At 65.6% G+C, this 20785-nt stretch carries 22 protein-coding genes; 17 read left to right on the top strand and 5 right to left on the bottom strand.

The features are described from left to right. Window positions 1-199: 199 nt before the first annotated feature. The 3 genes from GL279_RS04630 to GL279_RS04620 all read right to left on the bottom strand — a co-directional run bounded on the left by GL279_RS04630 (window position 200) and on the right by GL279_RS04620 (window position 2901). Window positions 200-1978, bottom strand: a complete 1779-nt coding sequence (locus GL279_RS04630) for an acyl-CoA dehydrogenase C-terminal domain-containing protein (protein ID WP_155063432.1) — start codon at window positions 1976-1978, stop codon at window positions 200-202. A 20-nt stretch (window positions 1979-1998) separates the two neighbouring features. After that, entirely contained in the window at window positions 1999-2388 is a 390-nt protein-coding gene (locus GL279_RS04625; RefSeq protein ID WP_155063431.1) for a MerR family transcriptional regulator, read from the bottom strand. A 123-nt stretch (window positions 2389-2511) separates the two neighbouring features. Then, entirely contained in the window at window positions 2512-2901 is a 390-nt protein-coding gene (locus GL279_RS04620; RefSeq protein WP_155063430.1) for a MerR family transcriptional regulator, read from the bottom strand. A 120-nt stretch (window positions 2902-3021) separates the two neighbouring features. Between GL279_RS04620 and GL279_RS04615 the strand changes: the two genes are divergently transcribed. Genes GL279_RS04615 through GL279_RS04605 form a run of 3 tightly spaced genes read left to right on the top strand, consistent with a single transcriptional unit; the run spans window position 3022 to window position 5308 of the window. Further along, window positions 3022-3462, top strand: coding sequence for a PaaI family thioesterase (locus GL279_RS04615; RefSeq protein WP_155063429.1), 441 nt, complete (start codon window positions 3022-3024; stop codon window positions 3460-3462). A 3-nt stretch (window positions 3463-3465) separates the two neighbouring features. After that, window positions 3466-3966: a PaaI family thioesterase gene (locus GL279_RS04610; RefSeq protein ID WP_155063428.1), complete on the top strand. Its 501-nt coding sequence runs from the start codon at window positions 3466-3468 to the stop codon at window positions 3964-3966. Continuing rightward, on the top strand, window positions 3959-5308 hold the full coding sequence (locus GL279_RS04605; RefSeq protein ID WP_155063427.1) for an MATE family efflux transporter: 1350 nt from the start codon (window positions 3959-3961) through the stop codon (window positions 5306-5308). Before GL279_RS04610 ends, GL279_RS04605 begins: the two co-directional genes overlap by 8 nt. 90 nt (window positions 5309-5398) lie before the next feature. Here GL279_RS04605 and GL279_RS04600 read toward each other — a convergent pair whose 3' ends face one another. Beyond that, the gene (locus GL279_RS04600) at window positions 5399-5713 is read right to left on the bottom strand and encodes a DUF1476 domain-containing protein (protein WP_155063426.1); all 315 of its coding nucleotides are present in this window, start codon (window positions 5711-5713) and stop codon (window positions 5399-5401) included. Between the two features lie 146 nt (window positions 5714-5859). Here GL279_RS04600 and purC point away from each other — a divergent pair, with 146 nt between their 5' ends. The 10 genes from purC to GL279_RS04550 all read left to right on the top strand — a co-directional run bounded on the left by purC (window position 5860) and on the right by GL279_RS04550 (window position 16688). Beyond that, window positions 5860-6624: a phosphoribosylaminoimidazolesuccinocarboxamide synthase gene (gene purC, locus GL279_RS04595; protein ID WP_142662508.1), complete on the top strand. Its 765-nt coding sequence runs from the start codon at window positions 5860-5862 to the stop codon at window positions 6622-6624. A gap of 12 nt (window positions 6625-6636) precedes the next feature. Then, window positions 6637-6876 (top strand): phosphoribosylformylglycinamidine synthase subunit PurS, encoded by a 240-nt coding sequence (gene purS, locus GL279_RS04590; protein ID WP_155063425.1) that lies wholly within the window; start codon window positions 6637-6639, stop codon window positions 6874-6876. A gap of 78 nt (window positions 6877-6954) precedes the next feature. Next, window positions 6955-7824, top strand: coding sequence for a LysR family transcriptional regulator (locus tag GL279_RS04585; RefSeq protein ID WP_343039706.1), 870 nt, complete (start codon window positions 6955-6957; stop codon window positions 7822-7824). 84 nt (window positions 7825-7908) lie between these two features. Continuing rightward, complete coding sequence (locus GL279_RS04580) at window positions 7909-8388, top strand: formate dehydrogenase subunit gamma (protein WP_155063424.1); 480 nt, start codon at window positions 7909-7911, stop codon at window positions 8386-8388. Further along, window positions 8385-9911: a formate dehydrogenase beta subunit gene (locus tag GL279_RS04575; RefSeq protein ID WP_155063423.1), complete on the top strand. Its 1527-nt coding sequence runs from the start codon at window positions 8385-8387 to the stop codon at window positions 9909-9911. The genes GL279_RS04580 and GL279_RS04575 overlap by 4 nt, the downstream gene beginning before the upstream one ends. Continuing rightward, complete coding sequence (gene fdhF / locus GL279_RS04570) at window positions 9908-12787, top strand: formate dehydrogenase subunit alpha (RefSeq protein WP_155063422.1); 2880 nt, start codon at window positions 9908-9910, stop codon at window positions 12785-12787. Before GL279_RS04575 ends, fdhF begins: the two co-directional genes overlap by 4 nt. Window position 12788: 1 nt before the next feature. Continuing rightward, window positions 12789-13589, top strand: a complete 801-nt coding sequence (fdhD, locus tag GL279_RS04565; protein ID WP_155063421.1) for a formate dehydrogenase accessory sulfurtransferase FdhD — start codon at window positions 12789-12791, stop codon at window positions 13587-13589. A gap of 2 nt (window positions 13590-13591) precedes the next feature. Next, on the top strand, window positions 13592-13813 hold the full coding sequence (locus GL279_RS04560) for a formate dehydrogenase subunit delta (RefSeq protein ID WP_246175153.1): 222 nt from the start codon (window positions 13592-13594) through the stop codon (window positions 13811-13813). Window positions 13814-13858: 45 nt separating this feature from the next. Beyond that, window positions 13859-16123, top strand: coding sequence for a ribonuclease R (gene rnr, locus GL279_RS04555; protein WP_155063420.1), 2265 nt, complete (start codon window positions 13859-13861; stop codon window positions 16121-16123). A 1-nt stretch (window position 16124) separates the two neighbouring features. Continuing rightward, entirely contained in the window at window positions 16125-16688 is a 564-nt protein-coding gene (locus tag GL279_RS04550; RefSeq protein WP_155063419.1) for a DUF2585 domain-containing protein, read from the top strand. A gap of 93 nt (window positions 16689-16781) precedes the next feature. On the opposite strand, the gene GL279_RS04545 is transcribed toward GL279_RS04550, so the two are convergent. Next, window positions 16782-18380, bottom strand: a complete 1599-nt coding sequence (locus GL279_RS04545; RefSeq protein WP_155063418.1) for a phosphoenolpyruvate carboxykinase — start codon at window positions 18378-18380, stop codon at window positions 16782-16784. Between the two features lie 218 nt (window positions 18381-18598). On the opposite strand from GL279_RS04545, the gene GL279_RS04540 reads away from it, so the two are divergent. The 4 genes from GL279_RS04540 to GL279_RS04525 are packed head-to-tail and all read left to right on the top strand — an operon-like array spanning window position 18599 to window position 20775. Beyond that, window positions 18599-19039, top strand: a complete 441-nt coding sequence (locus GL279_RS04540; protein WP_155063417.1) for an HPr kinase/phosphorylase — start codon at window positions 18599-18601, stop codon at window positions 19037-19039. Between the two features lie 54 nt (window positions 19040-19093). Beyond that, complete coding sequence (gene rapZ, locus GL279_RS04535; RefSeq protein ID WP_155063416.1) at window positions 19094-20041, top strand: RNase adapter RapZ; 948 nt, start codon at window positions 19094-19096, stop codon at window positions 20039-20041. Between the two features lie 21 nt (window positions 20042-20062). Continuing rightward, window positions 20063-20488, top strand: a complete 426-nt coding sequence (locus tag GL279_RS04530; protein ID WP_155063415.1) for a PTS sugar transporter subunit IIA — start codon at window positions 20063-20065, stop codon at window positions 20486-20488. After that, window positions 20485-20775, top strand: coding sequence for an HPr family phosphocarrier protein (locus tag GL279_RS04525; RefSeq protein WP_155063414.1), 291 nt, complete (start codon window positions 20485-20487; stop codon window positions 20773-20775). Before GL279_RS04530 ends, GL279_RS04525 begins: the two co-directional genes overlap by 4 nt. The last annotated feature ends 10 nt before the right edge of the window (window positions 20776-20785 follow it).

Here is a 20785-nt window from a genome sequence, read left to right as displayed (position 1 = left end):
GGGGTTTCTTAACCTCCCCATGCCATCGTGATTTTGCGGTACAGGCTGGGGAGCCGATGACCGCAAATGGTGAAAGCGCCCCGGTGGCCCGGTCCTCCCTTGTCCCTCAGGGGATCCCGGCTGGCGGGGCGCGACTTTCTCCATTCACCATTTCCCAAATACCCATGCAGGTCTGGCAACAGGCGCCACTGCCGGGGGATCAGAACTGCGCCGCGTCAAGCGCCATCACAGGTTCGGCGCCCGAGCGGATGCGGGCAAGATGCGTGGCCGTGGCCGGCAGCTGGCGGGCCATATAATAACGTCCGGTGGCGAGCTTGGTTTCGTAAAAGCCCGGGTCGGGGGGGGCAGCCGACAGGGCCCGTTGCGCGGCCGCGGCCATGCGCAGCCACATCAGCCCCAGCGCGACATGGCCGAAGAGATGCATGAAATCATGCGATCCGGCGAGTGCAGCCTGAGGGTTGGTCATGCCCTGTTCCATGAAGTACATGGCTGCTGCCTGCAGATCCTTCGAGGCGGCCTTCAGCGGCTGGCAGAATTGTTCGGTCAGCAGGACATCGTCGCGATGGGCGGCGATCTCGGCCTTGATCAGCTCGAAGAAGGCCATGATCGGCTTGCCGCCCTCGGCTGCCAGTTTGCGGCCGACAAGGTCGAGCGCCTGCACGCCATTGGCGCCTTCGTAGATCATGGTGATGCGGGCGTCGCGCAGGAACTGGGACATGCCCTGTTCCTCGATATAGCCATGGCCGCCAAAGATCTGTTGTGCCTGCACGGTGCTGTCGAAGCCCTTGTCGGTCAGGAAGCCCTTGACCACCGGGGTCAGCAGCGACACCAGCCCGTCGGCTTCGGTGTCGCCGCTGCGATGGCTGCGGTCGATCAGCACGGCGCACCATGCCGCCAGCGCGCGGGCGCCCTCGATGTAGCTTTTCTGGTCCATGAGGGCGCGGCGGATGTCGGGATGCACGATTAGCGGATCGGCGGCGCCATCGGGGTTCTGGGCACCGGTGATGGCGCGGCCCTGCAGGCGTTCGCGGGCATAGGCCACGGCGTTCTGATAGGCGGCCTCGGCCACGGCATAGCCTTGCAGGCCAACGCCGACGCGAGCCTCGTTCATCATGGTGAACATGGCCTTCATGCCCTTGTGCAGATCGCCCAGAAGCCAGCCGCGCGCGCCGTCATAATTCATCACGCAGGTGGCATTGCCGTGGATGCCCATTTTCTCTTCGACCTTGCCGGCCGAGACGGCGTTGTGCGCGCCCAGAGAGCCATCCTCGTTCACCAGAAACTTGGGCACGATGAACAGCGAGATGCCCCGTGTGCCCTCGCCGCCGCCGGGGGCCTTGGCCAGCACCAGATGGATGATGTTTTCAGCCATGTCGTGATCGCCGGCCGAGATGAAGATCTTTTGCCCGGTGATCAGATAACTGCCGTCCGGTTGTGGCTGGGCCCGCGTGCGCAGGAGGCCCAGATCGGTGCCGGCATGAGGCTCGGTCAGGTTCATCGTGCCGGTCCAGGCGCAGCTGACCAGATTGGGCAGGTAAAGCGCCTTTTGCGCCGCGCTGCCATGGGTGGAGATGGCGGAACAGGCACCATGGGTCAGGCCCTGATACATCGCAAAGGCCATGTTCGCCGACGAGAAATATTCGCCCGCCGCCAGCCCCATCACATAGGGCAGGCCCTGACCGCCATATTCGGCGGCGCAGTCGAGCGCGGTCCAGCCGCCGTCGCGCACCAGATCGAAGGCAGCCTTGAACCCGTCGGGGGTGCGCACCTGTCCGTTTTCCAGCCGGCAGCCCTGACGGTCGCCGATGGCGTTCAGCGGCACCAGCGCTTCGGCCGCCAGCGTGCCGGCGGCCTCAAGGATGGCGCCGGTGAAATCGGGGTCCAGATCGGCATAGCCGGGGATGTCCTGCGCCGAGATCTGCAGCAGATCGTGAAGGACGAACTGGGTGTCGCGCAGGGGGGCTTGATAGCGGGTCATAGGTCCTCCGGGGCAGCCGTTCAGGCTTCGGATTTCAGATTGTCGAGCAAGGCTTTGCCGTCGACGATCAACTGGCGCAATTCGGTGATGGCACTGGCCAGCTCGTCCTGCTGGCGGATCATGTCGCCCAGCCGCGCCTGCGCCGTGGCCAGCGTCGCCTCGGTCTGGGTGCGGTTGCGTTCGGCGGGGTCGTAGAGCTCCAGCAATTGCCGGATCTGTTCCAGCGAAAAGCCAAAGCGCTTGCCGCGCAGGATCAGCGTCAGCCGGGCACGGTCGGCGCGGTCGTAAAGCCGGTGCTGGCCGCGCCGCTCGGGCGAGATCAGTTCGCGCGATTCGTAAAAGCGCAGCGTCCGGGGGGTGACGTTGAACCGGTCGCACATCTGCCGGATGGTCATATGCGCGTCGCTCATGGCGCTGCCTCGTCTGCTCCGACCTCTTCGGCAGGACATATAGGGCAAGTTGACCTGCGCGTAAGTTGCGACGTGGCGTCAGCCGGCGTGGGGCCGGTATGGCAGGCTAGGGGCAGGGCCCGGTCAAGCAGGCTTGTCCATCGCCTCCAGCAGCGCGGCGGTGTCGTCGCGCAGCGCCTCAAGCTCGGCCATGGTCTGGTTCAGCTCGTCGCGCTGTTGGGTCAGCACGCCCAGTTGACGATTCGCCAGATCGATCCAGACGCGATACTGTTCGTGCGTGCCCTTTTCGCCGTAGATCAGCAGCCATTGCCGGATGTCCTCCAGCGAAAAGCCAAAGCGGCGGCCGCGCAGGATCAGCTTCATGCGGGCGATTTCCCGCGGCCCGTAAAAGCGCGAACGGCCTTCCTTGCGGGGGTTCAGCAGCTCGATATATTCGTAATAGCGCAGGGTGCGCGGCGTTACATCAAAGCGCGCGCACATGTCCTTGAAACTGATGAATTCGCTGTCGGGCATCGATCAACCTGCCTATGTCGCGGCCAGACTATCGCGCGGGCGTCTCAAACTCAACCGCTGGCCGTCTTGTGGCGCGGGGCGCGGGCGGCTAGCCTTGTCACCAGCAGATATGAGGTCCGCATGGCCCAGCCAGATGCCGCAGCCCAAGACCGGCAACGCCAGATCGCCCGCCAGTTCATCGAGTCTATTCCTCATGCCCGCGTGCTGGGGATGGAACTGCAAGAGCTGGGGCCGGGCAGGGCGGTGATCTCGCTGCCGTGGAACCCGGATCTTGTCGGCGATCCCCGCAGCGGCGTGATCCATGGCGGGGTGATCTCGACGCTGATGGACACCTGCAGCGGTGCGGCGGTCATGGCCCATCCTGACGGCGCCCGCGTCACCGCCACGATCGACCTGCGCATCGACTACATGCGCGCCGCGACCCCGCGTCAGGTCATTACCGCGCGGGCGGAATGCTATCACGTCACCCGCTCGGTCGCCTTCGTGCGCGCCTGGGCCATGGATGCCGACGAGGCGCGGCCCGTGGCCTCGGCCACCGGTGCCTTTACCTTCGAGCGCTAGCCCATGGACCGCAACGAACCCCTTGCCGCCATCAAGTCGCGCCGCAATACCACGCTGAGCGCGCTGTTTTCGGGCGTGCCTTATATCCGCTGGCTGGGCGTGCAATTCGACCGCCGGGGCGACGAGCTGACCGCGATCCTGCCCTATGACGAAAAGCTGATCGGCAACCCGGCGCTGCCGGCGATCCATGGCGGGGTGACGGCGGCCTTTCTGGAGGTGACCTGCATTGTCGAGCTGGCATGGAGCGCGATCTGGCAGGACATGGAGGCAGGCCGCATCGCCCCCGATCCCGCCCGCCCCGAGACCATGCCGCGCCTGCCCAAGACCATCGACTTTACCGTGGACTATCTGCGATCGGGCCTGCCGCGCGATTCCTATGCGCGGGCGCGGGTGGTGCGTCTGGGGCGGCGCTATGCCAGCGTGCAGGTCGAGGCATGGCAGGATCAGCGCGCGCGGCTGTTTGCGCAGGCGACCGGGCATTTCCTGATGCCGCAGGATGACTGAGCGCATCGGCGCGCTGACCAGCCGGCGCGTTCTGGCCATCGCCCTGCCGATCGTTCTGTCCAACGCCACCGTGCCGCTGCTGGGGCTGGTCGATATCGGTGTGATCGGCCAGCTGGGCGAGGCGGCGCCCATCGGCGCGGTCGGGCTGGGTTCGGTGATCCTTGTCTCGGTCTACTGGATCTTTGGCTTTCTGCGCATGGGCACCTCGGGGCTGGTGGCGCAGGCGCGCGGTGCGGGCGATCACGCCGACGAAGGCGCGCATCTGCTGCGTGCGCTGCTGATCGCGCTGGCGGCAGGGCTGGCGCTGGTCGTGGTGCAGCATCCGCTGGCGGCCTTGGCCTTTCGGCTGGCGCCGGGTTCGGTCGAGGTCGAGACGCTGGCGCGGGCTTATCTGGCCATCCGCATCTGGGGGGCGCCGGCGACCATCGGGCTATATGCGCTGACCGGCTGGCTGATCGCGACCGAGCGCAGCCGGGCGGTGCTGGCGGTGCAATTGCTGATGAATGGCGCCAATGTGCTTTTGAACCTGTGGTTCGTGCTGGGGCTGGGCTGGGGCGTGCGCGGGGTGGCTGCGGCCACCTTGATCGCGGAATATGCCGGGCTGGCGCTGGCGCTGTGGCTGGCGCGCGGCGCGCTGCGTCAGGGGCTGGCGGCGGCGGGGCTGTTTGCATCCGCGCCCCTGCGCCGGCTGATGCGGGTGAATGGCGATATCCTGATCCGCTCGGTGCTGCTGCAGGGCTGTTTCACCAGTTTCATGTTCCTTGCCGCCGGGCAGGGTGATGTCACGCTGGCCGCCAACCAGATCCTGTTGCAGTTTCTGGAGGTGACGGCCTTTGCGCTGGACGGATTCGCCTTTGCCGCCGAATCGCTGGTCGGGCAGGCGGTGGGCGCGCGCCGGCCGGACCTGCTGCGGCGGGCGGCATGGCTGGCCTCGGGCTGGGGGCTGGCCGGGGCGGGGCTGCTGGTGCTGGCCTTTGCGCTTGGCGGAGCGATGGCGATTGATCTGCTGACCACCGCCCCGGATGTGCGCGCGGCGGCGCGCGCCTATCTGCCCTGGCTGGTGGTGGCGCCGCTGGTCAGCCTTGCGTCCTATATGTTCGACGGCATCTTCATCGGCGCCACCTGCACGCGCGAGATGCGCAATTCCGTCGCGGTCTCGGTGCTGGTCTTTGCCGGGCTGGTGATGGCGCTGGTGCCGCTGATCGGCAACCACGGGCTATGGGCGGCGCTGATGGTGCTGAACGCGCTGCGCGGGCTGACGCTGTGGCGGCTGTATCCGCGGGTCGAGGCGGCGGCGCGCGCGCCGGTGCCGGGCGCGGCGGCGGGCAGGGCCGTGGGCTAAGGGACGAACGCCGCCGAAAACGGCGGCGTTTCCATGGCATGGGCCTTGTTGGGGCCCTGTCGGGGGGCTTTCGGGCCGATCGCGCGGGGATCAGATCTCGTTCAGGATCTGCTCGCGCGCGGTCACGCGCAGCTCGACCATCTTGGTGCGGATCGCGGTCTCGTCGGCCTTGCCGGCCAGATCGGCGCTGAGCTTGCGATAGACATCCTCATCGCCCGGCTCGTCGAAATCCGAGGTCACGATGGTCAGCGCGTAAGAGCGCGCGTCGTCGCCCGACTTGCCCAACAGGCCCGCCGCCCATTCGCCCAGCAGGCGGTTGCGCCGCGCCTCGGCCTTGAAGTTCAGCTCTTCGTCATGGGCGAACTTGTTCTCATAGGCACGTTCGCGGTCGTCAAAGGTGGTCATGGCGGCCTCCGGCTGCGTCTGGGTGTTCCTGAGGCAAGATATGCAGGTGGCGCCCCTCCATCGCAAGCCCGTATTGCCCCTGACCCCGTTTCTGGCCTATAGCCCGATAAAGACACGGCTACCTTGCGGACGGGAGAACGCGCAGCATGGCACCAAGGCGCAAGAAGATCTACGAGGGCAAGGCGAAGATCCTTTACGAAGGCACCGAGCCCGGCACCCTGATCCAGTATTTCAAGGATGACGCGACCGCGTTCAACGCCCAGAAAAAGGCGACGATCGAGGGCAAGGGCGTCCTGAACAACCGGCTGTCCGAGTTCTTCATGACCGGGCTGACGAATATCGGCGTCCCGAACCACTTCATCCGCCGCATCAACATGCGCGAGCAGCTGGTGCGTCAGGTCGAGATCATTCCGCTGGAAGTGATCGTGCGTAACTTTGCCGCAGGCTCGATCGCCAAGCGTCTGGGCATGGAAGAGGGCACGCCCCTGCCGCGCCCGATCGTCGAATACAGCTTCAAGAACGACGAGCTGGGCGACCCCTTCGTGTCGGAAGAATACATCATCGCCTTCGGCTGGGCCTCGCAGCAGGATCTGGACGATATCGTCAGCCTGGCGCTGCGGGTGAACGACTTCCTGTCGGGCGTGTTCTTTGGCGCCGGGATCAAGCTGATCGACTTCAAGATCGAGATCGGCCGGATCTGGGATGGCGACTTCATGCGCCTTGTCGTCGCCGACGAGATCAGCCCCGACAGCTGCCGGCTGTGGGATGTCAAGACCGGCCAGAAGCTGGACAAGGACGTGTTCCGCCGCGATCTGGGCAGCCTGACCGATGCCTATACCGAAGTGGCGCGCCGGCTGGGCCTGATGCCCGCCAACACCACCTCGCTGACCAAGCCGACCCTGATCAACTGAAGGACTGCCCGAATGAAAGCCCGTGTCACCATCATGCTGAAAGATGGCGTTCTGGATCCGCAGGGCGAGGCGATCCGCCACGCTCTGGGTGGTCTGGGCTTTGCCGGCGTCTCGGGCGTGCGGCAGGGCAAGGTCATCGAGCTGGACCTGGCCTCGGGTGATGCCGAGGCCGCCAGGGCCGAGGTCGCGCGCATGTGCGAGGGCCTGCTGGCCAATACGGTGATCGAGAAATACGCGGTCGAGATCGTCTGACCGGCCGGACCGGGGGCTTCGCGCCCCCGGACCCCCGCGGGATATTTTTCCACGAAAGAGGAACAGGAGGGCTGTCCGGTGATCGACAAGCTGTCCATGTTCATGGTGCTGGCGCGGGCCGAGCATTTCGGCCGTGCCGCCGAAGAGCTGGGCATCACCCAGCCGACCCTGTCCTCGGCCATTAAATCGCTGGAAGAGCAATTGGGCGTGCAGCTGGTGCGGCGCGGATCGCGCTATCAGGGGCTGACGCCGGAGGGCGCGCGCGTGCTGGATTGGGCGCGGCGCATCGTCGGTGATGCCCGCGCCATGCAATCCGAGATGCAGGCGCGCCGGCGCGGGGTGTCGGGCCTGCTGCGTCTGGGGGTGATCCCGACCGCCATGCCGCGCATCGCCGAGTTGACCGGACCGTTTCTGAAGCGCCATCCCAATGCCGGGGTGTCGATCCTGTCGCGATCCTCGGACGAGATCCGCGAGCAGATCGAGGCGCTGGAGCTGGATGCAGGTGTGACCTATCTGGACAGCGAGCCCTTGGGGCGCGTGCAGGCGCTGCCGCTTTATCGCGAGACCTATTGTCTGGTGACGCGCGACGAGGATGCCGGGCCGGTGGACTGGTCCGAGGCGGCGGCGCGCCCGCTGTGCCTGCTGACTCCCGACATGCAGAATCGCCGCATCGTCACCCGTCACCTGCTGGATGCGGGGGCCGAGGCGATGCCGCGCGTGGAATCGACCTCGATGCTGGCGATCCTGGCCCATGTCGCGACCGGGGATTGGGCGGCGATCCTGCCGCGCTCGCTGGCGCAGGGGCTGCCCTTGCCCAGCGGAGTGGTGGCGCGCGATCTGGCGGGCGACGGCCATCTGGTCGGGCTGGTCAGCGCCCGGCGCGAGCCGCATCCGCCGCTGGTCGAGGCGCTTTGGAAAACGGCCGAGTCGATTGAAGAAATCAATTGATGGACGGGACTTCGTGATTGTCCCGGCTATCGTGCGCGGGTAATTTGTCCAGACATTGGAACTGAGCCCGGATCACACCCAGCCATGACAGCCGCTGAACTTGCTGCCGATTTCCGAGACCGCCTTGATGCGATCTTGCTTGCCCATGTCGGCCGCGAGGGTCCGCTGTTGCCGATCCTGCATGACATTCAGGCGGAATGGGGCTTTGTCCCCGAGGCGGCGGAGCCGGTGATTGCGGCCGCGCTTGGCCTGACGCGGGCCGAGGTGCATGGCGTCGTCAGTTTCTATCACGATTTCCGCGACCATCCTTCGGGCAAGCATGTGCTGCGGCTGTGCCGGGCCGAGGCCTGCCAGTCGATGGGGGCGGATGCGCTGGCCGATCAGGTGCGCGCGGCGCTGGGGCTGGACTGGCACGAGACCACGCCGGATGGCCGGCTGACGCTGGAGCCGGTGTTCTGCCTTGGGCTTTGTGCCTGTGCGCCCTCGGCGCAGATGGGCGACCGGCTGGTCGGACGGGCGACGCTGGACAAGGTGCGCAAGCTGGTCGAGGAGGCGCGGGCATGAGGGTCTGGGTTCCTCTGGATGCGGCCGCCAAGGCCTTGGGCGCCGATGAAGTAGCTGCGGCGCTGGCGGCAGATTTCACCGTCACCCGCAATGGCACGCGCGGCATGATCTGGCTTGAGCCGCTGGTCGAGGTCGAGCGGGACGGCGTGCGGTATGGCTATGGCCCGGTCGAGGCGGGCGATGTCGCCGGGCTGGTCGAGGCGCTGAAAAGCGGCGCCGATCATCCGCTGGCGCTGGGTCCGGTCGAGGAACTGCCGTGGATGAAGGCGCAGCAGCGGCTGACCTTTGAACGGGTGGGCGTGATTGATCCGCTTTCGGTCGAGGAATATCAGGCGCTTGGCGGGCTTGACGGCTTGCGCCGCGCCATCGGGCTGGGCCCCGAGGCCATTGTGGCCGAGGTGACCGAATCCGGTCTGCGCGGGCGCGGGGGCGCGGGCTTTCCGACCGGCATCAAGTGGAAGACCGTGGCCGGTGCCAAGGCGCCGCGCAAATATATCGTCTGCAACGCCGATGAGGGCGACAGCGGCAGCTTTGCCGACCGCATGATCATGGAAGGCGATCCGCTGGTCCTGATCGAGGGGATGGCGATTGCCGGCATCGCGGTAGGCGCGGTGCAGGGCTATGTCTATTGCCGCAGCGAGTATCCCGACAGCATCCGCGTGCTGGATGCCGCCATCACCAAGGCGCGGCAGGCCGGGATCTTGGGGGATTCGGTTCTGGGCTCGGGCTATGCCTTTGACATGGAGGTGCGGACGGGTGCCGGTGCCTATGTCTGCGGCGAAGAAACCAGCCTGCTGAACAGCCTTGAAGGCAAGCGCGGCACCGTGCGGGCCAAGCCGCCGATCCCGGCGCTGGAGGGCTTTCTGGGCCGCCCGACCGTGGTGAACAACCTGATCTCGCTGGCGACCGTGCCGTGGATTTTGGCGCATGGCGGGGCGGAATATGCGAAACTGGGCATCGGCCGGTCCAAGGGCACGATCCCGATCCAGCTGTCGGGCAATATCAAGCATGGCGGGCTGTTCGAGGCGCCCTTTGGCATGACCCTGCGCCAGATCATCGAGGAATTCGGCGGCGGCAGCGCCTCGGGTCGTCCGGTCAAGGCGGCGCAGGTCGGTGGGCCGCTGGGGGCCTATGTCCCGCATTGGAATTTCGACATCCCCTTTGGCTATGAGGAACTGGGCGCCAAGGATGCGCTGCTGGGCCATGCCGGCATCACCGTGTTCGACGACAGCGCCGACATGCTGAAGCTGGCGCGCTTTGCCATGGAGTTCTGCGCCGAGGAAAGCTGCGGCAAATGCACGCCCTGCCGCATCGGCTCGGTGCGCGGGGTCGAGACCATCGACCGCATCGCCGCCGGTGACACCGATGGCATCGCCATCCTGAAAGACCTGTGCAACACGATGAAATGGGGCTCGCTTTGCGCGCTGGGGGGCTTTGCGCCCTTCCCGGTGATGTCGGCGCTGACGCATTTCCCTGATGAATTCACCGGCAAAGGCCGGACTTACCCGGAGGCCGCAGAATGAAAGACTTCATCATTCCCAGCCGCGACATGGGCACGCCGGCGGTAAAATCGGATGTGACCGTGACCCTGACCGTGGACGGCATCGCCGTCAGCGTCCCGGCCGGCACCAGCGTCATGCGCGCCGCCGCCGTCGCCGGGATCTCGGTGCCCAAGCTTTGCGCGACCGATCACGTCAGCGCCTTTGGCTCGTGCCGGCTGTGCGTCGTGCAGATCGACGGCATGCGCGGCACCCCCGCCAGCTGCACCACCCCGGTGTCGGAAGGCATGGTCGTCCACACCCAGACCGATGAGATCGCGACCATCCGCAAGGGCGTGATGGAGCTTTACATCAGCGACCATCCGCTGGATTGCCTGACCTGCGCCGCCAATGGCGATTGCGAATTGCAGGACATGGCCGGCGCCGTCGGCCTGCGCGAAGTGCGCTATGAGCCGGGCGCGAGCCATTTCGCCAAGCGCTCGGCCGAGGGGCCGAACCCGGAATGGCGGCCCAAGGATCAGTCGAACCCCTATTTCACCTTCGATCCGGCGAAATGCATCGTCTGTTCGCGCTGCGTGCGCGCCTGCGAGGAAGTGCAGGGCACCTTCGCCCTGACCATCGAGGGGCGCGGTTTCGACAGCCGCGTCAGCGCCGGGATGCAGAGCGATGATTTCCTGTCCTCGGATTGCGTCAGCTGCGGCGCCTGCGTGCAGGTCTGCCCGACGGCGACCCTGATCGAAAACAAGGTGATCGAGATCGGCACCCCCGAGCATATCGTCAAGACCACCTGCGCCTATTGTGGCGTCGGCTGCTCCTTTGACGTGCATATGCGCGGCGAGGAGGTGGTGCGCATGGTGCCGTCGATGGATGGCAAGGCCAACCGCGGCCACAGCTGCGTCAAGGGCCGGTTTGCCTGGGGCTATGCCACGCATCAGGACCGCAAGCTGGAACCGATGATCCGCGAAAAGATCACCGATCCGTGGCGCGTGGTCAGCTGGGACGAGGCGCTGGGTTTTGCCGCGAGCCGCCTGCGCCAGACGCAGGCCGATTACGGCCGCGACAGCATCGGCGTCATCACCTCGTCGCGCTGCACCAACGAGGAAACCTATCTGGTCCAGAAGCTGGCGCGTGCGGTCTTTGGCAACAACAACACCGACACCTGCGCTCGCGTCTGCCATTCGCCGACCGGCTATGGGCTGAAGACCGCCTTTGGCACCTCGGCAGGCACGCATGATTTCGACTCGGTCGAGGAAACCGATCTGGCGCTGGTCATCGGCGCCAACCCGACCGACGGGCACCCGGTGTTCGGCTCGCGCCTGCGCAAGCGGCTGCGGCAGGGCGCCAGCCTGATCGTCATCGACCCGCGCGAGATCGACCTGCTCAAGACCCCGCATATGGGGCTGGGCCTGCATCTGCCGCTGCGGCCGGGCACCAACGTGGCCGTCGTCACCTCGATGGCGCATGTGATCGTGGCCGAAAAGCTGTATGACGAGGCCTTCATCCGCGAGAAATGCGACTGGGACGAATTCCTTACCTATGCCGAATTCGTGCTGGATCCCAAACACGCGCCCGAAGAGGTCGAAAAGCTCAGCAAGGTTCCGGCCGATCTGATCCGCAACGCTGCCCGCGCCTATGCGGCGGCGCCGCGCGCCAGCATCTATTACGGCCTTGGCGTGACCGAGCATTCGCAGGGCTCGACCACGGTCATGGCGATTGCCAACCTGTCCATGCTCTGCGGCAATATCGGCGTGCCGGGCACCGGCGTGAACCCGCTGCGCGGTCAGAACAACGTGCAGGGCTCCTGCGACATGGGCAGCTTCCCGCATGAATATCCGGGCTACCGCCATGTGTCCGACACCGAAACGCGCGAGCTTTACCAGCGCGTCTGGGGCGTCGAGCTGTCGCCCGAACCCGGCCTGCGCATCCCCAACATGTTCGACGAAGCTCTGGCCGGCCGCTTCCGTGGTCTTTACTGTCAGGGCGAGGACATCGTGCAGTCCGATCCCGACACCCGGCATGTGACCAGCGCGCTTTCGGCCATGGACATCGTCATCGTGCATGACCTGTTCCTGAACGAGACCTCGAACTATGCCCATGTCTTCCTGCCGGGCTCGTCCTTCCTTGAAAAGGACGGCACCTTCACCAATGCCGAGCGCCGCGTCAATTTGGTGAACCGGGCGATGACGCCCAAGAACGGCTATGAGGATTGGGAAATCACCCAGATGCTGGCCAACCGTCTGGGCGGCCATTGGGCCTATACCCACCCGCGCGAGATCATGGCCGAGATCGCCCTGACCACGCCCAGCTTTGCCGGCGTGACCTATGACCTTTTGGAACGCGAAGGCTCGGTGCAATGGCCCTGCAACGAGGCCGCGCCCCTGGGTACGCCCCTGATGCATATCGACGGCTTTGTGCGCGGCAAGGGCAAGTTCATGCACACCGAATATGTCGCGACCGAGGAACGCACCGGGGCCCGCTTCCCGTTGTTGCTGACCACGGGCCGGATCCTGTCGCAATATAACGTCGGCGCCCAGACCCGGCGCACCGATAACGTCGCATGGCACCCCGAGGATATTCTGGAAATCCACCCCTCGGATGCCGAGAACCGTGGCGTGCGCGAAGGCGACTGGGTGCGGGTGGCCTCGCGCGCGGGGGAAACCACGCTGCGCGCCCATATCACCGAACGCGTGGCGCCGGGCGTGGTCTATACCACCTTCCACCACCCGACGACGCAGGCGAACGTTGTGACCACCGACAACTCGGACTGGGCCACCAACTGTCCCGAGTTCAAGGTGACGGCGGTGCAGGTCAGCCCCTCGAACGGGCCGTCCGACTGGCAGTCCGAATACCAGACCCATTCGGACCTGTCGCGCCGCATCCTGCCCACCGCAGCCGAGTGACATGCGCGACGTGACGGGGGTCCTTCGTTGGGACGGTAGCGGCTGGCAACAGGTGGTGCCGCCCGATGCGCCGCAGGAAATGCCGGTCGCCATCGTCATCGACGGCATGAGCCAGGCGGTGCTGATGGCGACGCCGCGCGACCTGCGCGACTTTGCCCTGGGTTTTGCGCTGACCGAGGGGCTGATCGCCGGCCCGGCCGATGTCGAGGATTTCGAAGAGGCCGAGGTCGAGGCGCAGGGCCTGCCCGCGCGCGAGGCGCGGCTGTGGCTGCGTCCGGGCCTTGCCGCCGGTCTGGCCGAACGGCGCCGCCATATGGTCGGGCCGGTCGGCTGCGGGCTGTGCGGCGTCGACAGCATCGCGCAGGCGCTGCCGGCGGTGGTGCCTGTCGTCTCGGACTGGAGCATGCCGCCTGCCGATGTCGCCCGTGCCATGGCGGCGCTGGCGCAGGGCCAAAGCCTGCGCCGGGCCACGCCCGCGATCCATGCCGCCGCCTTCTGGAACGGGCAGACCGCCATCACCCGCGAGGATGTCGGCCGCCACAATGCGCTGGACAAGATCGCCGGCGCGCTGGCCCGGGCCGGCTCCGATGCCGGGCAGGGGGCCATCGTCATGTCCTCGCGCCTGTCGGTGGATCTGGTGCAAAAGGCCGCCCGGATCGGTGCGCCGGTGCTGATCGGCGCCAGCGCCCCCACCGGCCTTGCGCTGGACTGGGCCGAGCGCGCCGGCATCACCATGATCGGCCGCGCCCGTGGCGCCGAGTTCGACCTTTACACCCATCCCCGACGCATTGCCGGAGCCTGACCTTGCACTATGACACGATGAAGCTGATCCGCATGGCCGGCCAGATGGCCGACTTCTTTCGCAACCAGCCCGACCGCCCGGCGGCCGAGGCGGTGGCCGAACATATCAACTCCAACTGGGCGCCGCAGATGCGCAGCGATTTTCTGGACCTGATCGCCTCGGGGGCCGAGGCCGATCCGATCGTGCGCGATGCCGCCGCCTTCGTGCAGCTGCCCGCCGCCTGATTTTTGCCCCTGCCGCCGGCCATGGCGCCATGCTAGCGTGGCGCCATGGCACAGATACCTTCCCGACAGCAGATTCTCGACTGGGTTGCGGCCCATCCCGACGCCACCGCCAAGCGCGACATTGCCAAGGCCTTTGGCATCAAGGGCGCCGAGCGCATCGAGCTCAAGCGCATCCTGAAAGAGCTTGAGGCCGAGGGCCTGCTGGAACGCCGCCGCCGCCATTACCACGATGCCGAAAAGCTGCCGCCGGTCACCGTGGTGCAGCTGCTGCCGCCCGACAAGGATGGCGATATCTTCGTCAAGCCTTTGGAATGGCAGGGCGAGGGCGCGATGCCACGCATCCTTTACGCCGCGTTGAAATCCGATCCGGCGATGGCTGCGGGCGAACGCATGCTGGCCCGCCTGATCGAGACCCGGGGCGAGGATCACGACTATCAGGCTCGCCTGATCCGCCGCATCGGCACCACCAGCCACAAGATCGTCGGCATCTACCGCGCCAGCAGCGGCGGCCCCGAGGCCGGTGGCCGCGTCCTGCCCATCGACAAGGGCGCCGACAAGGAATGGTCGGTCCCCGCGCGCGAGGTGCATGGCGCGCAGAATGGCGAACTGGTCGAGGCCGAACAGATCAGCCCGCGCGGCCGTCTGGGCCTGCCGATGGCCCGGGTGCTGGAACGTCTGGGTGATCCCTCGGCCCCGCGCGCGGTCAGCCTGATCGCCATCCACCAGCACGGCATCCCCGACGATTTCCCCGATGAGGTGATGGCCGAAGCCGACGCCGCCAAGCCCGCCGGCATGAAGGGGCGCGAGGATCTGCGCCATCTGCCGCTGGTCACCATCGACCCCTCGGACGCGCGCGACCATGACGATGCCGTCGCCGCCGAAATCCGCGAGGATGGTGGTGCCGATATCTGGGTCGCCATCGCCGATGTGGCGCATTACGTCACGCCGAATTCGGCGCTGGACCGCGAGGCGCGCAAGCGCGGCAACTCGACCTATTTCCCCGACCGCGTGGTGCCGATGCTGCCAGATATCCTGTCGGGCGACCTGTGCTCGCTGCACGAAGGCGTTGATCGTCCCATCATCGTGGTGCGGATGCGGCTGGACGCGCAGGGCAACAAGGCCAGCCACAGCTTTCATCGCGCCATGATGCATTCGGCGGCCAGCCTCAGCTACGAACAGGCGCAGGCGGCGGCGGATGGCAGTCCCGATGAGGCGACCGCGCCGCTTCTGGACAACGTGATCAAGCCGCTCTGGCACGCCTATGCGCTGCTGAAAGCCGCCCGCGAACGGCGCCAGCCGCTGGAACTGGACTTGCCCGAGCGCAAGATCATCCTGACCCCGGATGGCCGGGTGAAATCGGTGAATTTCCGTGACCGCTTCGATGCGCACAAGCTGATCGAGGAGTTCATGGTGCTGGCCAATGTCGCCGCCGCCGAGGAACTGGAACGCCTGCGCCGCCCGCTGCTCTATCGCGTTCATGAGGAACTCTCGGCCGAGAAGCTCGACGCGCTGCGCGAAGTGGCCGAGGCCTCGGGCTTTACCTTGGCCAAGGGGCAGGTGCTGCAGACGCGCCACCTGAACCGCCTGCTGGAACAGGCCGAGGGTTCGGATTTCGACGAGCTGATCAACATGACCGCGCTGCGCTCGATGCAGCAGGCCTATTACCACCCCGAGAATTTCGGCCATTTCGGGCTGGCCCTACGCAGCTATGCGCATTTCACCTCGCCAATCCGGCGCTATTCCGACCTGATCGTGCATCGGGCGCTGATCCTTGGCCATAAATGGGGCAAGGACGGGCTGTCGGAATGGGATATCGAAAACCTCTCCGACACCGCCAAGCAAATCAGCGACACCGAGCGCCGCTCGATGGCGGCAGAACGTGACACCACCGACCGCTATCTGGCCGCCTATCTGGCCGACCGGGTCGGGGCCGAATTCAGTGGCCGCATCAGCGGTGTGCAGAAATTCGGCGCCTTCGTGCGGCTGGACGAGACCGGCGCCGACGGCCTGCTGCCCATCCGCGAGATCGGCCGCGAGTACTTCCACTACGACCCCGATGCGCAGGTGCTGATGGGCTCGGAAACCGGGCTGGAAATCGGCATCGGTCAGCGCGTCACCGTGCGCCTGTCCGAGGCGGTGCCGCTGACCGGCGGCTTGATGCTGGAACTGCTGGAACTCGAGGGCAAGCCCTTGCCGCAGGGCGGCGGCGGGCGGCGGGCTTCGGGCAAGGGTCCATTCCGCAAACGCGCCACGCAATCGCGTCTGGCCGAGGTCAAGCGCGCGCAGAAACGTCGCCGCAGACGGGACTGAGATGCTGAACAGAAAGGCTGCGCCGTGGATCGTCACCGGGATGATCGTCAACGCGGCGGCCATATGGCTGCTGTGGATCGGGCGCGCGCCGATCTGCACCTGCGGCTATGTCAAGCTCTGGCACGGCCAAACCGTCAGTAGCGAGAATTCGCAGCATATCGCCGACTGGTATACGCCATCGCATGTCATCCATGGCTTCCTGCTTTATGCCGGGCTCTGGCTGATCGCGCGGCGCCTGCCGCTGGCCTGGCGGCTCAGCCTCGCCACGCTGATCGAGGCTGTCTGGGAGATCGTCGAAAACTCGGACGCCATCATCGAACGCTATCGCACCGTCACCATCGCGCTCGATTATTACGGCGACAGCGTGCTGAACTCGGTCAGCGACATCCTTGCGATGATGCTGGGCTTTTTCCTCGCCAGCCGCCTGCCACTCTGGACCTCGCTCACCCTCGTCATCGGCTTCGACCTGTTCACGACATGGCTGATCCGCGACGGGCTGACGCTCAATGTGCTGATGCTTGTCTGGCCGTTGCAGGCCGTCCGCGACTGGCAGGCGGCGCTATAGAAAAGCGGGCGACCTCGCGACCACCCGCTTTCATCATTTCCCAAATACCCCGGGGGAGCCCCGCAGGGGCGGGGGCAGAGCCCCCTTCCGCGATCAGCCGATCGCGGCCGCCTTCACGTCGTCGTCGATCTTGTCGGCATATTGGGCAAAGTTGTCGCTGAACATGCCGATCAGCTTCTTGGCCTGCGCGTCATAGGCGGCCGGATCGGCCCAGGTCTGACGCGGATCCAGCAGCTTGTCCTCGACGCCGGGGACCGAGACCGGAACCTCGAAGCCGAAATTCGGATCCTTGCGGAACTGCACGTCGTTCAGAGAACCGTCCAGCGCGGCGGTCAGCAGGGCGCGGGTCGCCTTGATCGGCATCCGCTTGCCGGTGCCAAAGGCGCCGCCGGTCCAGCCGGTGTTGACCAGCCAGCAATGCGCGCCGGTGGCGGCAATCTTTTCCTGCAGCAGCTTACCATAGACTTCCGGCCGGCGCGGCATGAAGGGCGCGCCAAAGCAGGTCGAGAAGGTCGGCGTCGGCTCGACCACGCCCACCTCGGTGCCCGGTGTCTTCGAGGTGAAGCCCGACAGGAAGTGATACATCGCCTGCGCCGGGGTCAGCCGCGCGATCGGCGGCAGCACGCCGTAAGCGTCACAGGTCAGCATGATCACGTTCTTGGGCATGCCGCCCAGCGAGGTTTCCGACGCGTTCGAGATCTGCTCCAGCGGATAGGCGCAGCGCATGTTGTCGGTCAGCGAGTTGTCCTCGAAGTCCAGCTCCAGCGTGTCGGGATCATAGACCATGTTCTCGACCACGGTGCCGAACTTGAAGCAGGTGGCATAGATCTCGGGCTCGGCCTCGGCCGAGAGGTTGATGGTCTTGGCGTAGCAGCCACCCTCGAAGTTGAAGATGCCGTGATCGGACCAGCCATGTTCGTCATCGCCGATCAGGATGCGCGAGGGATCGGCCGAAAGCGTGGTCTTGCCGGTGCCCGACAGGCCAAAGAACACCGCCGCATCCTCGGGATTGCCGATGGCGTGGTTGGCCGAGCAATGCATCGGCATCACGCCTTTTTCCGGCAGGATGTAGTTCAGCAGCGTGAACACCGATTTCTTGTTCTCGCCGGCATAGGCGGTGTTGCCGATCAGGATAAGCTTCTTGTCGAAGTTCAGCGCGATCACGGTTTCCGAGCGGCAGCCGTGGCGGGCCGGATCGGCCTTGAACGAGGGGCAGTTGATGATGGTGAATTCCGGCACGAAGCTGGCCAGCTCGGCCGCTTCGGGGCGGCGCAGCAGGTGACGGATGAACAGACCATGCCAGGCCAGCTCGGTCACGACGCGCACGTCCAGACGCAGCGCCGGATCCGCGCCGCCGTAAAGGTCCTGGACGAAATAGTCCTTGCCCTTCATGTGTTCCAGCATGTCGGCATGCAGGCGGTCAAAGGCTTCGGGCTCCATCGGGCGGTTGTTTTCCCACCAGATGGTGTTTTCGACCGAAGGCGTGCGCACGACATGCTTGTCCTTGGGCGAACGGCCGGTATGAACGCCGGTCGAAACCAGGAAGGTGCCGCCCAGACCCAGCTTGCCCTCGGCCCGCTGCACGGCGGCTTCGATCAGCGCCGGCTCCAGCAGGTTGTAATAGACATTGCCGAGCCCCGAGATCCCTTGATCCTCGAGACGGCAATTCGGGTTGAAGCGCGGGTCGGTCATGGCGTCAAAGCTCCTGGTGATCGAATGACCGGGCATCCCCCCCGGCCGTTGGATCGGCTATAACATGGCGGAACGATGACGGAAGCGCACTTCTGGATAGGTTTAGCGCAATCAAGGAATGTTAACGCAAACATATGACGGATCGGGCCCTTAGGGGCCTTATGACGGTGCCGGAACGCCCCGGATTATCCATCGTGCAAGGGGGACAGATACGCCTGATGGTTGAAGACGCCGAGACGCTGCTGCATGGCTGCTGCGTCGCATGGCAAGGACGCGGCTTGCTGATCCTTGGTGCCTCGGGATCAGGTAAATCCACGCTTGCCGTTGAAATGATGGCCTTCGGTGCGGCCTTGGTCGCCGATGACCGGGTCTTGCTGCGCCAAACAGGGGGCGGGCTGGTCGCCGATTGCCCCGAATCGATTCGCGGCCGTATCGAGGCACGGCGCGTCGGCATCCTCAATGCCGATCCGCATGGTCCGGTGCTGCTGGCCCTTGCCGTCGATCTGTCGCGCCCCGAGCCGCAGCGCCTGCCCGATCACCACAAACTTGATCTTCTGGGCCATGCGCTGCCCCTTGTCCTTGGGCAGGGGCGTGATCATCTTGCACCAGTGTTGTTGCAATATCTCAAGGCCGGCCGCTGGGATCCCGAGGCAACTTGACCCGCGCCGGTCGTCTTGGCCCCATAGCCTTCTGCCCCTGCCGACGCGCTTGCCATGAACCAGACCGCCAAACCTGACGACGTGACACAAAGACTGGTGCTGATCACCGGCCCTTCGGGCGCCGGACGTTCGACTGCGATCAATGTGCTGGAAGATCTCGGCTATGAATCCATCGACAACCTGCCGTTGTCGCTGGTGCCGCGTCTTCTGGACGGGCCGGCGCGGCCGGTGCCGCTGGCCTTGGGGCTGGATGTGCGCAACCGCGATTTTTCCGTCACCAATCTGATCGAGCTGATCGACCGGCTGACGCGCCAGCCCGAATATGCGCTGGAGGTGTTGTTTCTGGACTGCGCCACCGAGCAGCTTTTGCGACGGTTTAATGAAACCCGCCGCCGTCACCCGCTGCGGACCGAAGGCGCCCCCCTTGACGCCATTCTGGCCGAACATGACATGCTGGCGCCGATCCGGGCGCGGGCCGATGTGCTGGTCGATACGTCCGAGCTGTCGCCGCATGATCTCAAGGCGGAACTGGCGCGCTGGTTCGACAATGAACAGGGCAGGCGGCTGCGGGTCTCGGTGCAGTCTTTTTCCTATAAACGCGGGGTTCCACGCGGGGTTGACCTGATGTTCGACTGCCGCTTTCTGGCCAATCCGCATTGGGACCCGGCCTTGCGGCCGATGGATGGCCGCGACGGCGCCGTGCAGGATTACGTCGCCGCCGATCCGCGATTCGCCGAGTTCTTCCAGAAGGTGCGGGATCTTATCCTGTTTACCCTGCCGGCTCATCTGGAAGAGGGCAAGGCGCACCTCGTCATCGGCTTCGGATGTACCGGGGGGCAACATCGTTCCGTCACAATGGCGGAAAAAATGGCGGATGCGCTTGCGAAAGCCGGCTGGCAAGTGTCAATTAGACATCGGGAACTTGAACGCCGTGAGAAGGCGCCGGCACCTGCAGATGATGGGCCCATCGCTGGACCTCGCGCAGTGTCGGCAGGTTTGTGACGGCCTTGTGTGGTGGGAAATTTGATCGGAATTGTCATCGTGGCGCACGGAGGACTGGCCCGGGAATATCTCTCGGCAGTCGAACACGTTGTCGGGCCACAAGCGGGAGTTCGCGCCGTAACGATCGAGGAGAACCACGATCGCGGCCAGAAACAGGCCGAGATCTGTGCCGCAGCCGATTCGGTCGATACCGGAGACGGTGTCGTGGTGGTCACGGATCTGTTCGGCGGATCGCCCTCGAACCTGTCGCTGCTGGCCTGTCACGCGCGCAACCGCTCCATCCTTTACGGTGCCAATCTGCCGATGCTGGTCAAATTGGCGAAATCGCGAAAACTGTCCGTGGCGGATGCGGTTTCTCTAGCCAAGGATGCCGGGCGCAAATACATCAACAGTTACGACGTTCTTCCTGCCGACATCATTCCCGTTCCCAATCGCGCGGTCTCATGAGCGAACTCCTGAACGGCTCGATCACCCGCGAGCTGCAGATCATCAATGAAAAGGGGCTGCATGCCCGCGCCAGCGCCAAATTTGTCGAAACGGTCGAACGTTTCGATGCGCAGGCCACCGTCGAAAAGGACGGGATGAGCGTGTCTGGCGATTCGATCATGGGCCTTTTGATGCTGACCGCGCCGCGCGGCAGCATGATCCGCGTCACCACGAAGGGCGCTCAGGCCGGAGAGCTGGCCGATGCGCTCAGCACCCTTGTCGGGGACTACTTCGGCGAAGGCATGTAGGGGGGCAGGT

This window comes from Paracoccus limosus, assembly GCF_009711185.1.
Lineage (GTDB): Bacteria > Pseudomonadota > Alphaproteobacteria > Rhodobacterales > Rhodobacteraceae > Paracoccus > Paracoccus limosus.
This window is presented reverse-complemented; position numbering and strand designations above follow the sequence as displayed.

Bases quoted from the DNA above. Each gene is read 5' to 3' on its own strand.
- GL279_RS04630 (WP_155063432.1), bottom strand. From the start codon at position 1,978: ATGACCCGCTATCAAGCCCCCCTGCGCGACACCCAGTTCGTCCTTCAC.
- GL279_RS04625 (WP_155063431.1), bottom strand. From the start codon at position 2,388: ATGAGCGACGCGCATATGACCATCCGGCAGATGTGCGACCGGTTCAAC.
- GL279_RS04620 (WP_155063430.1), bottom strand. From the start codon at position 2,901: ATGCCCGACAGCGAATTCATCAGTTTCAAGGACATGTGCGCGCGCTTT.
- GL279_RS04615 (WP_155063429.1), top strand. From the start codon at position 3,022: ATGGCCCAGCCAGATGCCGCAGCCCAAGACCGGCAACGCCAGATCGCC.
- GL279_RS04610 (WP_155063428.1), top strand. From the start codon at position 3,466: ATGGACCGCAACGAACCCCTTGCCGCCATCAAGTCGCGCCGCAATACC.
- GL279_RS04605 (WP_155063427.1), top strand. From the start codon at position 3,959: ATGACTGAGCGCATCGGCGCGCTGACCAGCCGGCGCGTTCTGGCCATC.
- GL279_RS04600 (WP_155063426.1), bottom strand. From the start codon at position 5,713: ATGACCACCTTTGACGACCGCGAACGTGCCTATGAGAACAAGTTCGCC.
- purC (WP_142662508.1), top strand. From the start codon at position 5,860: ATGGCACCAAGGCGCAAGAAGATCTACGAGGGCAAGGCGAAGATCCTT.
- purS (WP_155063425.1), top strand. From the start codon at position 6,637: ATGAAAGCCCGTGTCACCATCATGCTGAAAGATGGCGTTCTGGATCCG.
- GL279_RS04580 (WP_155063424.1), top strand. From the start codon at position 7,909: ATGACAGCCGCTGAACTTGCTGCCGATTTCCGAGACCGCCTTGATGCG.
- GL279_RS04575 (WP_155063423.1), top strand. From the start codon at position 8,385: ATGAGGGTCTGGGTTCCTCTGGATGCGGCCGCCAAGGCCTTGGGCGCC.
- fdhF (WP_155063422.1), top strand. From the start codon at position 9,908: ATGAAAGACTTCATCATTCCCAGCCGCGACATGGGCACGCCGGCGGTA.
- fdhD (WP_155063421.1), top strand. From the start codon at position 12,789: ATGCGCGACGTGACGGGGGTCCTTCGTTGGGACGGTAGCGGCTGGCAA.
- rnr (WP_155063420.1), top strand. From the start codon at position 13,859: ATGGCACAGATACCTTCCCGACAGCAGATTCTCGACTGGGTTGCGGCC.
- GL279_RS04550 (WP_155063419.1), top strand. From the start codon at position 16,125: ATGCTGAACAGAAAGGCTGCGCCGTGGATCGTCACCGGGATGATCGTC.
- GL279_RS04545 (WP_155063418.1), bottom strand. From the start codon at position 18,380: ATGACCGACCCGCGCTTCAACCCGAATTGCCGTCTCGAGGATCAAGGG.
- GL279_RS04540 (WP_155063417.1), top strand. From the start codon at position 18,599: ATGGTTGAAGACGCCGAGACGCTGCTGCATGGCTGCTGCGTCGCATGG.
- rapZ (WP_155063416.1), top strand. From the start codon at position 19,094: ATGAACCAGACCGCCAAACCTGACGACGTGACACAAAGACTGGTGCTG.
- GL279_RS04525 (WP_155063414.1), top strand. From the start codon at position 20,485: ATGAGCGAACTCCTGAACGGCTCGATCACCCGCGAGCTGCAGATCATC.